Origin of the sequence: Streptomyces sp. NBC_00775, from assembly GCF_036347135.1 — a bacterium.
GTDB classification, from domain to species: domain Bacteria; phylum Actinomycetota; class Actinomycetes; order Streptomycetales; family Streptomycetaceae; genus Streptomyces; species Streptomyces lutosisoli.
The window spans coordinates 1,464,921-1,477,772 of sequence record NZ_CP108938.1; the positions used below are offsets into that span (position 1 = coordinate 1,464,921).

Annotated in this window: 7 protein-coding genes and 1 pseudogene; 4 read left to right on the forward strand and 4 right to left on the reverse strand. The window is 70.4% G+C overall.

The genetic code is table 11. The features are described 5' to 3' along the window. Positions 1-5: 5 nt before the first annotated feature. Together OIC96_RS06755 and OIC96_RS06760 are read right to left on the reverse strand one after the other, a co-directional pair. Entirely contained in the window at positions 6-968 is a 963-nt protein-coding gene (locus OIC96_RS06755) for a hypothetical protein (RefSeq protein WP_330308776.1), read from the reverse strand. A gap of 10 nt (positions 969-978) precedes the next feature. Then, a complete protein-coding gene (locus tag OIC96_RS06760; protein ID WP_330308775.1) occupies positions 979-2,463 on the reverse strand; it encodes an APC family permease in 1,485 nt (494 codons plus the stop codon). Between the two features lie 798 nt (positions 2,464-3,261). Between OIC96_RS06760 and OIC96_RS06765 the strand changes: the two are divergent. After that, a pseudogene (locus OIC96_RS06765) lies at positions 3,262-5,412 on the forward strand (TIM-barrel domain-containing protein); the annotation flags it as partial. Between the two features lie 18 nt (positions 5,413-5,430). Here OIC96_RS06765 and OIC96_RS06770 read toward each other — a convergent pair. Next, complete coding sequence (locus tag OIC96_RS06770) at positions 5,431-7,224, reverse strand: bifunctional sugar phosphate isomerase/epimerase/4-hydroxyphenylpyruvate dioxygenase family protein (protein ID WP_330308773.1); 1,794 nt, start codon at positions 7,222-7,224, stop codon at positions 5,431-5,433. Positions 7,225-7,436: 212 nt separating this feature from the next. Continuing rightward, a complete protein-coding gene (locus OIC96_RS06775) occupies positions 7,437-8,315 on the reverse strand; it encodes a shikimate dehydrogenase (RefSeq protein ID WP_330308772.1) in 879 nt (292 codons plus the stop codon). Positions 8,316-8,488: 173 nt separating this feature from the next. On the opposite strand from OIC96_RS06775, the gene OIC96_RS06780 reads away from it, so the two are divergent. The 3 genes from OIC96_RS06780 (at position 8,489) to OIC96_RS06790 (ending at position 12,842) form a co-directional block, all read left to right on the forward strand. Continuing rightward, complete coding sequence (locus tag OIC96_RS06780; RefSeq protein ID WP_330308771.1) at positions 8,489-9,154, forward strand: TetR/AcrR family transcriptional regulator; 666 nt, start codon at positions 8,489-8,491, stop codon at positions 9,152-9,154. 267 nt (positions 9,155-9,421) lie between these two features. Beyond that, positions 9,422-10,774, forward strand: a complete 1,353-nt coding sequence (locus tag OIC96_RS06785) for an MFS transporter (RefSeq protein WP_330308770.1) — start codon at positions 9,422-9,424, stop codon at positions 10,772-10,774. Positions 10,775-11,012: 238 nt separating this feature from the next. Next, on the forward strand, positions 11,013-12,842 hold the full coding sequence (locus tag OIC96_RS06790; protein WP_330462120.1) for a hypothetical protein: 1,830 nt from the start codon (positions 11,013-11,015) through the stop codon (positions 12,840-12,842). Positions 12,843-12,852 lie beyond the last annotated feature (10 nt).

The window sequence follows — 12,852 nt, forward strand, 5'->3', positions numbered from 1 at the left end:
GCGGCTCACGCCCTGTGCGAGGGCTTCTTCCGCCACTTCACGAACTCCTTCTCCGGGTCGCCGGTGTACGACCACGGCGTCCTGCTGGCCCGCCGCCCCAGCATCGTGAACAGCGCGGCGGCGATGTCCGTCGTTCCGGCGTAGCTGGCGGCGTGCGTCAGATAGTTGAGGTCGCGGACCTCCCAGGGCGCCACGGGGCCGTCCGGGCGGTCCGTGATCCAGCGCTGCCAGGTGCGTCGTACGTCGCTGACGGCGGCGTCGTGGTTCCAGTGCTGGCCGAGCCCGACGACCGCGTCCCGCTGTCCCATCGCCCCGTCGAGGATGTAGCGGTACTCCTCGACGCGGGCGAACTGCACCAGGACCGGCAGCGCGTAGCCGGCCGGTGCCACGCCGGCCGCGTCGCGGGCGAAGTCGTACATCAGGCCGTGTGTGCCGTGCCAGCGCGACGAGTAGTAGTGCAGGATCTGGAGATGGCCCTCCATGCTGTACGGGTCGCGGCCGTGCAGTTCGTCCCACCAGCGGCCCAGTTCCTGGCGGCGCACCCCGGCGGGATAGAGCCGTGCGACGGAGATCAGGGAGATCCAGGGCGTGGGGTCCTCGGGGTAGGCCTCGGCGGCCTGGAGGCAGGCCAGCACCGCGCGGTCGATGCGCGTCTGGTCGATGGGCACGCCCCGGCCCGCGGCGATGGCCACGTTGAAGGCCCTGGCCACGTCGGTCGCGGCCCGCAGCACCAGGGCGTCGGCGCTGCGGGGTTCGGCGGCGAGCCAGGACTCGACCGTCGAGCTGCCCGCGCAGGCCGGCGCGAGCAGCCGGATCCGGTGACTGCGCACGGCCCAGTCGGCGCTCGTGTCCCGCAGCAGCTCGCGCAGGCCCTGCCAGCGGCCGATGACGATGTCCTGGCGGGCGGAGGTGAGGGGTCTGTCCCCGCAGTCGGGGTCGAAGTCGGGGGTGAAGCGGTCTCCCGCCATCGGGTCCCTCTCAGAAGTCGGTGGGGAGACCCTCGTGGACACGGGACCGTTCGGTCGCCGCCGCGGTGGAGTAGCCGTCGGGGATGTAGTCGCTCTGGACGACCTGGGTGGCGTCCAGCTTGGCGGGCCGGTAGTAGTCGCTCCCCTGCTTCCAGTACCAGAGCATGGGGATCAGGCCGACGGCGATGCCGCCGATGCCGATCGCGATCGACGCGTCGCTCAGGTCGCCCAGCGACTCGACGAAGATCCAGAACATGAACAGGGCGCCGAGGAACGGCCACAGCCCGCCGAAGAGGAAGTTGGCCGGGGACTTCAGCAGCATCTTGCGGTAGGCGACGACCACCGCGAGGCCGGCGAGGCCGTAGTAGACGGCGATCTGCAGGCCGATCGCGGCGATGGCGTCGGAGAGGATGTCACCGACCGAGCCGAGGGCGTTGGACGTCACGAACATCACCAGGGCCACCGCGCCGACCACGACGATGGCGACCCAGGGGGTGTTCCACTTGCGGTGCACGCGGCCCAGCGCCTCGGGCATCGTGCGGTCGCGGCCCATCGCGAACAGTGAGCGGGTGACCTGGATGAGCGTGGTCTCCAGGGTGGCGATGGTGGACAGCATCACGGCGACGATGAGCAGCTTGCCGCCCCAGCCGGGCCAGATCTCCTCGCCGAGCACGCCGAGGACGTTGGCGTCGTTGTCCTGGATCTGCCGGTCGGTGAGGATCACGTTCACCGCGATGGTGAACACCTCGAAGAGGAGGAAGACGATGCCGACGCCGATCAGGCCCGCGAGGCCCGTGGTGCGGCGGCTGTCCCTCGTCTCCTCGCTGAGGTTGCTGGTGACGTCCCAGCCCCAGTAGTAGAAGGCGGCGATGAGCGCGCCGGAGGCGAAGCCGCTCACCCCGTCGAAGTGGCTGAAGCCGAGCCAGGACCACTCGAAGGACCGGGCGTTGTGGCTGTGCAGCAGGGCGCCGACCGCGAAGACGGCCAGGATCGCCAGCTCCACACCGGACATCACGAGCTGCGCGCGTACGGTGAGCCGGGCGCCGCCGAGCACCACGAGCAGCATGACCAGGAACCAGCCGGCGCCGACCGCGGTGGCCAGCGCGGTGTTGTCGGCGAGCCCTTCGTCGAAGAGGGACAGTGTCATCGCGCCCGCGGGCAGCGAACCGGCGACCATGAAGATGGTCGCGGAGATGACCAGCGCCCAGCCGCTGATGAAGCCGAGGAACGGGTGGAGCGTGCGGCCGACCCAGGAGTAGCTGGCGCCCGCGTTGACGTCGATCCGGCCGAGGTAGCTGAAGGCCAGCGCGATGCCCAGCATGGGTATCGCGCAGTACAGGAGCGCCGCGGGGCTGGCGAGGCCCACCGCCCCGACGAGGACCGCGGTCGTCGCGGCCAGCGAGTACGCGGGGGCGCTGCCCGCGACCGCCATCACGACCGTGTCGAACGTACCGAGGGCGTTGGCCTGAAGCCCTCTGCCCCTGTTGTTGCTCATACTCGCGCTGCTTTCCGTCCTGCACGGCGCGCGGGCAGGCAGGCCCGACAACGCCGTGTTGCAAGTGGGGGGTGTGAAGGTCGATGCCGTACAACCGCCGTCATCGGGCAGAGGGTCGCTCCGCAGGTGAGGTGATGATAGCCGTGGTGTTTCACCTTTCAATGTCAACTGGCCGGTAATTTACGGTCACTCGCGCGGCACCGACCTCCGCGCCTTTGACGCGATCCATTGACATGAACCTGCAACCACGGCCACCCTTCATGCTTGAACCTGCACGATCGGACGTTGTTTCAAGCATCAGTAAACATCACGCCGTTGGTTTGAGTGGAGATGCGTACCGTGCGAAGACTCCGACACCGTTCCTGGGCCATGGCGGGGCTCGCCACCGCCCTGGCCGTCACCGCGCTGAGCGCCCCGGCGCGGCCCGCGCACGCGGCGACCCCGGCGAGCGCCGTCCTCGACGACACCCACCAGAGCGTCAGCTGGCAGAGTCCCGTCTACGCCAAGGGCACGTCCGGCGGCCCCGAGAGCTGTCCGTCCGCCGCCGACGATCCGGACAACAAGGTCTGCGACCGCTTCGACGTGAACGTGTCGGTGCCGCAGGGATATTGGGCGGACAACCCCGAGGGCGGCGTACCGGTCTCGATCGACTGGCAGCACCCCACCGACGACTTCGACCTGTACATCTACGACGACACGGGCAAGCAGGTCGCCTCCAGCGCGGGCACCGCCGACCCCGAGGCCACCGTGATCCCGAACGCGTCGGGGACCTACCACGTGCTGGTCGTGCCGTACGACGTGCACGACAACGCGTACACCGGGAAGGCGTATCTGCCGCGGACGACGGACGCGGGCGATCTCACGTCCTTCAGCGGGAGCGACGGCAGCTACACCATCAAAGCCGGACAACTCGAGGCGAGGGCCGACTTCCTGGCGGGTGGCCAACTGCGCCTCCGGGCCGACCCGTCCGGTTCGCTCACCGACCCGGCGGGCACGGCCATCGTCCGCGAGCAGCCCGCGCCCCAGAAGCACACGACGTCCTTCGACGCGGGCACGTACTACGGCGTCCGCTCCCCGGACGCCGTCCTGCGCGTCTACAAGAAGCCACTGCGCTTCGGCCTCTACAAGCCCGACAACCGCACCCCCATCTGGCAGGAGGACAAACCGCTGCGCTGGTCCACCAGCGGAATGCGGCAGAGTCTGACGCGCGGCACGGACGAGCAGTTCTTCGGGGGCGGCGAGCAGAACGGATCGTTCTCCCACCGCGATCAGACGATGTACGTGGCGAACAACTTCAACTGGAACGAGGGCGGCTACAACAACTCCCAGCCCTTCTACCTCTCCAGCGCGGGCTACGGCGTCTTCCGCAACACCTTCGCGCCCGGCGTGTACGACTTCGGCTCACCCGTGCGGACCGGGCAGCAGGAACGACGGCTGGACGCCTACTACTTCCTCGGTGACGCGAAGAAGGTGATCGGCAAGTACACCGCGCTGGTGGGCAAGCCGTTCATGCCTCCGGTGTACGGGCTGGAACCGGGCGACTCCGACTGCTACCTGCACAACGCCAACCGGGGCGAACGGCACACCCTCGACGCGCTGAAGATCGCCGACGGCTACACGGCGAACGACATGCCGCTGGGCTGGATGCTCGTCAACGACGGCTACGGCTGCGGTTACGAGAACCTGGCCGAGACCGCGAAGGGCCTCCAGGACCACCACGCCCAGCTCGGCCTGTGGACCCAGGACGGCATCGACAAGCTCGCCGACCAGGTGAAGGCGGGCCAGCGGGTGGCCAAGCTGGATGTGGCCTGGGTCGGCAACGGCTACGGCTTCGCGCTCGACGCCTGCGACAAGGCCAAGGCGGGCATCGAGGAGAACAGCGACGCGCGCGGCTTCGTCTGGCTGCCCGTCTCCTGGGCCGGCGCCCAGCGCTGCGGCGTCCTGTGGAGCGGCGACCAGAAGCTGTCCTGGGACTACATCCGCTGGCAGATCCCGACGTACGCCGGGGCCACCATGTCGGGCATCGCGTACAACACCGGTGACGTGGGCTCGATCTACCGCCACGACCCCAAGATGTACACCCGCGATCTCCAGTGGAAGGCGTTCCTGCCCGCCATCATGACCATGGACGGCTGGGCCTCCGACCTCACCACCGGCAAGCCCGCCGACCAGCAGCCCTGGCTGGACGGCGAGCCGTACACCTCCATCAACCGCACGTACCTCCAGCTGAAGGAGCGCCTGCTCCCCTACATGTACACGCTTTCGGCGGAGGCGACGAAGACCGGAGTGGGGGCGGTCCGTCCGTTGTGGCTCGAATACCCTGACGACCCCGGGACGTTGGGCGCGAACGCGAAGTACGAGTTCCTCGCCGGCTCCGACTTCCTGGTCGCCCCGGTCTACCAGGACTCCGAGACCCGCGATGGCATCTATCTCCCCCAGGGCACCTGGACCGACTACTGGACGGGCCGCACCTACCAGGGCCCGACCACCGTCAACGGCTACCACGCTCCGCTCGACACCCTGCCCCTCTTCGTGAAGAGCGGCGCGATCGTCCCCATGTGGCCCAAGGGAACGACCAGTTGGCAGACCCGCGACCGGCACGAACTGGACTGGGACCTGTACCCGCGGGGGAACAGCGGCTACACGCTGTACGAGGACGACGGCGTGACCCGGAACTTCGCCGAGGGCGCGTCGGCGACCCAGCGGGTGACGGTCCACGCCTCCGCCGGTGAGACCGCCGTGAACGTCGGTGCGAGCAAGGGCAGTTATCAGGGCAGGCCCGAGGCGCGCTCGTACCGCTTCACCGTGCACGGCGAGTCGGCGCCACGCCAGGTGCTCCTCAACGGGCGCCCGCTGCCCCGCACTTCCTGGTCGTACGACACGGAGAAAGGGGTGACGACGGTCGAGACGCCGAGCCTGACGCTGGACCGGGCGTTCTCGGTACGGCTCCTGCGGTAGAAGGGGGCGTCAACGCCCCGGTCGTCCCGCCGCGTGCTGCGCGGCGAGGCGCACCGGGGCGTTCTGCGCGCCGTAGCCGCGGTAGCCGCCGTCGCGCTGAACGAGTTCGAAGAAGACGCGGCCGACGGTCTCCGTGTAGCAGTGGCGGAACTCGCCGTCCTGGTCACGGTCGTAGAGGATGCCGAGTTCGCGGTACGTCTCCAGCTCGCCGTCGGCGAACTCATGCCGTGCGGCCAGGTCGTCGTAGTAGTTCGCGGGCATCGCCAGCAGGCGCCCGCCGGCGTCGCGGAACCGGCGGGCGGCGGCGACCACGTCATCGGTGGCGAGCGCGATGTGCTGGGCGCGGGCGCCGTCGTCCGTGGGCGCGGGGCCGACGCCGAGGGCGATACGGACACTGCCGTCGGCGTTGGTGACGGCGCGGCTGCGGTGCAGGCCGTACGGGTCGGCGACGTCGACGCTGTCCTGCGCGCTCAGCCCGAGCACGCTGCGGTGGAAGAGGGCGGCCTCGTCGAACTGGTGCCAGGGCTGGGTGAGCGCCACATGGTCGATGCGGGTCGTGGAGGGGGTGTCCGCCTGGTGCTCGACGGGCGCGAAGTCGCCTGTCCAGCTGGGGAGTTCGGGACGGTCGGTGGCACAGAAGAACAGTTCGGTGCCGTCGGGGGCGGCCACCGCGTCGAGGGGCGCGTCTTCGAGTGCGCGGCGGCGCGGCAGGACGGGGGCGAGGAGGGATTCGGCGCGCCGGGCCGCGGCCGCCGGGTCCGGTGACTCCAGGCCGATGGCGGCGAGCGCGGTGCCGTCGCGGCGGGCGGCCGGTCCCGTGTTGACCAGGACGCGGGCCTCGCCCTGCTGCCAGAGGTCGACCGGCTTGCTGCGGTGCCGGGCCGTGCGGGTGAAGCCGAGGGCGCCGAGGAGCGCGGTGACGGGCGCGACGTCGGGCGTGACGAGTTCGGCGAAGGCCACACCGGTCGGCACCACGGGGGCGGGCGGCCTCGCGAGCCCGGTCGCCTCCTGGAGGACGAGGAGGGAGCGCCGGGCGTCGACGGCGGTCGGCCCGGCCTCGGCCTGACGGAAGACGTCGTTGAAGACTTCGAGGGAGAGCGGCCCCCGGTATCCGGCGCTCATCACATGCCCGAGCAGTCCGGCGATGTCGAAGCCGCCCTGGCCCGGGAAGCAACGGTAGTGGCGGCTCCACTGCAGCACGTCCATCGCCATCAGCGGGGCGTCGGCGAGCTGCAGGAAGAAGATCTTCTCGCCGGGGATGTCCTCGATGCCCTTGGGGTCCGAGCCACGGGCGAGGATGTGGAAACTGTCCAGACAGGTACCGAGAAAGGGGTGGTCCGCGGCCTCGACGATGCTCCAGGCATGGTCGTACGTACTCACGTGCCGACCCCAGGCCAGCGCCTCATAGGCCACCCGAACACCGAACTCCCCGGCCACGTCCGCCAGTCGGCGCAGCTGGTCCGCCGCGAGCGCGTCGTCGTCCACGGCGAGCGGGGAGACGCTGGAGCACACGAGCACGGTGTCCGCGCCAAGGCGCCGCATCAGCTCGAACTTGTGCCGCGCCCGCCGCAGATTGCGCGCGAACTCCTCCTCCGGCACGGCCTCGACGTCACGCATCGGCTGATACAAGTCGATACTCAACCCGAGGTCCGCCGTGCGGGCACGGATCTCCTCGGTCGCGAGAGGGCTCGCCAGCAGATCATTCTCAAAAACCTCCACCCCGTCGAAGCCCGCCCGAGCCGCAGCCGTGAGCTTCTCGGTCAGGGATCCGCTGAGCGAGACAGTGGCGATGGACGTACGCACGATGATGCTCCTTAGAAGTCACTACCGAGAACGAGCGACGAGACCCGGGCCCCGTAAGGGACGCGAGGAACTGCGCGACCAGCCCCCACCCACGCGCACCCGCCCAACAGCCAAGCCACCCCGCCCCGTAAGGGGCGCGAGGAACTGCGCGACCAGCCCCCACCGACGCGCAGTCGCCAATACCCCGCAACCACCCCACCCATAAGGCGCCCTCAGCCCAGGGCACCCGCACCCGCACCCGCCAGCTCGGCAATGTCGGCCAGCATCCGCCCACTGTCAGGCTCCCGCCCGGTGAACAACCGAAACGCGTCCACGGCCTGGAACACAGCCATGCCACCACCATCAAGCGCGGCGCAGCCCACCGCACGGGCAGCCCGCAGCAGCTCCGTCTCCAACGGCCGATAGACCACCTCGGCAACCCACAGCCCCGGATGCAGCAACTCGGCGGCGAACGGCAGCCCGGGGTGCGCGGCCATCCCCGTAGGCGTGGCATGCACGACCCCGTCGGCACGACCGAGCAGCGCCCCGAGCGCATCCGGCGTCGCAGCAGCCGCCCGCCCCTCCCCGAAGTGCCGATTCAGTCCGGCGGCAAGATCGGCGGCACGGTCGGGCATCGCGTCGACGACGGTGACATGCCCGGCGCCCAGCGTGAGCACCGCATGCGCGACAGCCGCCCCCGCACCCCCCGCACCCAGCTGAACAACCCGCTCCAGGGAGACATCGGGCAGCCCGCGCGCGAAGGACGCCGCGAACCCGGTGACATCCGTGTTGTGCCCGATCGCCCGGCCACCGTCGAACACGACGGTGTTGACCGCACCGAGCGCCGCGGCCTGCGGAGCGAGCTCGTCGAGGTGCTCGATGACCAGCTGCTTGCAGGGGTGCGTGATGTTCAGCCCGTCGAAGCCGAGGTCCCGTGCGGCGCGCACGAGGTCGCCCACCGCCTCCGGACCGACGCCGAGCCTGTCGATGTCGATCAGCCGGTACAGATAGCGCAGGCCCTGCCGGTCGGCCTCCCGCTCGTGCAGCGCGGGGCTGAGCGAGGGGCCGATGCCGGATCCGATGAGGCCGACGAGATACGAGTTCTGGGGCACGGCGGGCCTCCGGTCGCTGGCTAATGTACGAACTGGTTCGTTAGTAAGTGATACCAGGATGTCGGGCCTCCGGGAAGACCCGGACAGGAAAGCCCGCGGCGGGACCCTGCTTCTACAATCGCGGCACCGGCCCCTCCACCGTGCCCGCCAGGCCCCTCGCCCCAAGGAACCCGATGACCAGCGTCGAAGAACCGGCACGACCCAACGGGCGCATCCGTGACGCCGCCCGCACCAAGGCCGAGATTCTCGACGTGGCGACCCAGGAGTTCTCGCGCGCCGGTTTCGCCGGTGCCCGGGTCGACGAGATCGCCGCCCGCACCCGCACCACCAAGCGGATGATCTACTACTACTTCGGCGGCAAGGAACAGCTGTTCACGGCGGTTCTGGAGCGCGCCTACTCGGTGATCCGGCAGGCCGAGCAGGAGCTGGACGTCGAGCATCTGGACCCGGTCGCGGCCATCCGCCGGCTCGCCGAGCTGACCTTCGACCACCATGAGGCGCACCCCGACTTCATCCGGCTGGTGAGCATCGAGAACATCCACGAGGCGGAGCACATCGCGGCCTCGGAGGAGCTCGGCAGGATCGGCTCGCCCGCGCTCGACGTGATCTCCCGGATCCTTGAGACCGGCCGGAAGTCGGGCCTGTTCACCGCCGACGTCGACGCCATCGACCTGCACGCGATGATCAGCGCGTTCTGCTTCTTCCGGGTCTCCAACCGGCACACTTTCGGCGCCCTCTTCGGCCGTGACCTGGTCGCCCCCGACCAGCGGGAGCACTACCGCACCATGCTCGGCGACATGGTCATCGCCTATCTGACGGCGGACCGCGCGACGGACTGAGGACCCCCGCCGAGGACCGTTCCGCGGACCAGGACCGCGAAGATCCTTCGGCACGACCTCTTGACACCGGGGAAACGTCGGCGCAACATCCGTAGCCCATCCGCTACTAACTATCCAGTGGGTTAATTAACCGGGCATCGTCGTCACGCAGAGGCGCCCCCGGCAACGGCCGGCCCGTACACCCCCAGGGCCCCGGCACCTCCCCCCGCCGCCACTCCCGTCCCCGGAGTTCCCTCCGTCCTCGGAGTTCCCTCGAAGGAGCACGCCGTGTCCGTCCCCGCCGCCCCGCTCGACGCACCTCCCGGCCAGCCCCGGAAGGCCGCCATGGCCGCCTGGATCGGCAGCGCGCTGGAGTACTACGACTTCTTCATCTACGGCAGCGCAGCCGCCCTGATCTTCCCGAAGGTCTTCTTCGACGAGTCGGACCCGGCCACCGCGACCCTGCTGTCGCTGGCCACGTTCGGCGTCGCCTACGCCGCCCGCCCGATCGGCGCGCTGTTCCTCGGCCACTTCGGCGACCGGCTCGGCCGGAAGAAGATCATGGTCTTCACGCTGATCCTGATGGGTCTGTCGACGTTCCTCATCGGCTGTCTGCCGACCCGCGCGCAGGTCGGCGGCCTCGCCCCGGTCCTGCTGGTCCTCTGCCGCGTCCTGCAGGGCATCTCCGCGGCCGGCGAGCAGGCGAGCGCCAACTCGATGACGCTGGAACACGCGCCACCGAACCGCCGGGGCTTCTTCACCAGCTTCACCCTCAGCGGCACCCAGGGCGGCCAGCTCCTCGCGACACTCGTCTTCCTCCCGGTCGCCGCGCTGCCCGAGGACCAGCTGCTCTCCTGGGGCTGGCGCGTTCCGTTCTGGCTGAGCGTCGCGGTCGCCGTCGTCGGCTATGTCATCCGCCGCACGCTCCAGGAGACCCCGGCCTTCACCCAGCAGGCCGCGACCGAAGGCGTCGTGAAACTGCCGCTCGCCGTGCTGTTCCGTGAGCACTGGGCGGATGTCCTGCGGGTCGTGGCGGGTGCCCTCATCGCCTCGGTCAGCACGATCTTCACGGTGTGGGCACTGGCGTACGGGACCAGTGACTCGGTCGACATGTCCCGTTCGCAGATGCTGTGGGTGGGTGCGCTGGCCAACGTCGTCGCCCTCGGCGCGATCCCCGCGTGGGCCACGCTCTCCGACCGCATCGGCCGCCGCCCGGTGTACCTGATCGGGGCCGCGGGCAGCGCCGTCCTGATGTTCGCCTACCTGTGGGCCATCTCCACGGGCTCGTACCCCCTGATCCTCCTCTTCGGCATCCTCGCCTTCGGGGTCGTCTACAGCGCCGCGAACGGTGTCTGGCCGTCCTTCTACGGCGAGATGTTCTCCACCCGCGTCCGGCTCTCCGGCATGGCGATCGGCACCCAGATCGGCTTCGCCGTCGCCGGGTTCGCGGTCACCTTCGCCGCGCAGATCGCGGGGCCGGGCGGCGACGACTGGTCGTCCGTGGCGCTGTTCACCGCGGCCCTGTGCGTCCCGCCGGTGATCGCCGCGCTCACCGCCCGCGAGACGCACAAGGTACCGAGCGAGCGACTGGGCGAGCGTGCGGCGGGGGAAGCCGCGCAGCGTGAGACCGTGACGGCCTGACGCCCACCCCCAGGATCGCCCAAGTCCCCGACCGCACAGGGCTGTTCGGGGACTTGGGCATGCGGACGCCCTGTTGACAGGTGACGTTTTCAGCAAGAGCATCGGCCGGAACGTGCGGGAAGGAACAGCACGGCGGCACGGCAACCCATGACTCTCTCCTCGAGAGCCGCTCCGCGCACCCCGGCCGGGTTCAGGGGCGGCCGGTGTGCGCGGAGCGCTCGTTGACTATCGTTGCCCGATGGGCGGGATACGGGACGTGGGGCGGGACGGCTGGATACGGGTGCCGGTCGGGGACGACGCGGCTCGTTGGGCCACGCGCGGGGACAGCTCCCCTGTCCTGTTCGTCGTCCACAACGTCACCTCCGCCACCCGGCTCCTCGATGTACTCCCGCTGTTCCACGACGACTTCCGGGTACAGCTGCTGGTGACCTGCACCGGCTCGTCGGCCTTCCGGTCCGGGATCGCCGAGCTGCTCGCCGGCACGGGAGTGCCGGTGCTGCCCTGGGAGCAGGCGGTGGAGATCCCGGTCGCCCTGGTCATCTCCGCCAGCTTCGGCGGCCAACTCCAGGCGCTTTCAGGGAAATTGACCGTATTGTCCCACGGTATTGGCTACACTAAGAGGCTGGCGACGCCGGGAGCCGGGAGCCGGGAGCCGGGAGCCGGGAGCCGGGAGCCGGGAGCCGGGAGCCGGGAGCCGGGAGCCGGGAGCCGGGAGCCGGGAGCCGGGAGCCGGGAGCCGGTTCCTGTGTTCGGGATGTCGCGCGCGTGGTTGCTGGACGAGGGCGGGGCGCCGATCGCCGACGCGCTCGTGCTGTCGCATCCGGAGCAGTACGAGAGACTGCGCACCGTCTGTCCCGAGGCGGCGCCCACGGCCGTCCTCGCCGGGGACCCGTGCTTCGACCGCATGCTGGCGGCCCGCCCGTACCGCGACCGCTACCGCCGGGCCCTCGGCGTACGGACCGGCCAGCGGCTGATCCTGCTCAACTCCACCTGGAACCCGGAGTCGCTGTTCGGCGACGGCGGCGGCGATGACGTACTGCCGTCACTGCTGCCCCGGCTGACCTCGGAGTTCCCGGCCGACGAGTACCGTCTCGCGGCCGTGCTCCACCCCAACATCTGGCACGGCCACGGCCCTGGCCAGATCCGCGCATGGCTCGACCGGGCCCGGCGCGCGGGGCTGACGCTGGTCGACCCGCTGGAGGGCTGGCGGCAAGCCCTCCTGGCGGCGGACGCGGTCATCGGCGACCACGGCTCGGTCACCTATTACGCCGCCGCTCTCGGCACCCCCGTACTCCTCGGCGCCGCCCCTCTGGACGGTCTCGATCCGGACGCGCCGATCTCGGACTTCGTACGGGAGGCTCCCCGGCTCGACCCGGGGGCCGCGCTCCGCCCCCAGGTGGAATCCCTGCTCGCCGCCCACCGTCCGCTGCCGGGCCCTGCCGAGTTCACCAGCTCCGTGCCGGGCGAGTCGGCGGCCCTGCTGCGCCGCCTCTTCTACGGGATCATCGGCATCCCCGAGCCGGACGGACCCGCACTGCTCGAACCGCTCCCGCTCCCTGCGTACGAGCCACCGGCGCGCACGGAACCCTTGCGTGTACTGACGCGTCTCCTTGGCTCGGGCGAGGTCTCGGTCGTGCGGCACGCCGACCCGCGCTCCGAGCCGGACGGTGTGGGCGAGGCGCACACGGCGGTGCACGAGGACACCCGCGATCCCGGCCGACTCGCCCTCGCCGACGTCGTGTTCCGGTACGGCGAGCGAACCGATCCGCGCTTCGGCTCTCCGGCGCTGTGGACCCGCGAGGTGCTCGCCCGCCATCCGCAGTGCGCGCTCGCCGCCTATGTCACGGGCGGTGCGGAGTGCGAGGTCCGCACCCGCGCCGGGGACTTCCTCCGGCTGACCGCCGTGCCGTCGGCGGCGGACGCCGATCCGGCCGCGTACGCCTCCGCCCTGCACGCCTGGCTGGCTGCGGGCAAGGCGCTCGACGAGCTGATCGCCCAGGGACTGACCGTGCGCACCGGTCCGACACTCCACCGGGTACGCATCACCCGTGAGGGCGACCGGAGTTGAGGCTCCACGT

Bases quoted from the DNA above. Each gene is read 5' to 3' on its own strand.
- OIC96_RS06755 (WP_330308776.1), bottom strand. From the start codon at position 968: ATGGCGGGAGACCGCTTCACCCCCGACTTCGACCCCGACTGCGGGGAC.
- OIC96_RS06760 (WP_330308775.1), bottom strand. From the start codon at position 2,463: ATGAGCAACAACAGGGGCAGAGGGCTTCAGGCCAACGCCCTCGGTACG.
- OIC96_RS06780 (WP_330308771.1), top strand. From the start codon at position 8,489: ATGACCAGCGTCGAAGAACCGGCACGACCCAACGGGCGCATCCGTGAC.
- OIC96_RS06790 (WP_330462120.1), top strand. From the start codon at position 11,013: ATGGGCGGGATACGGGACGTGGGGCGGGACGGCTGGATACGGGTGCCG.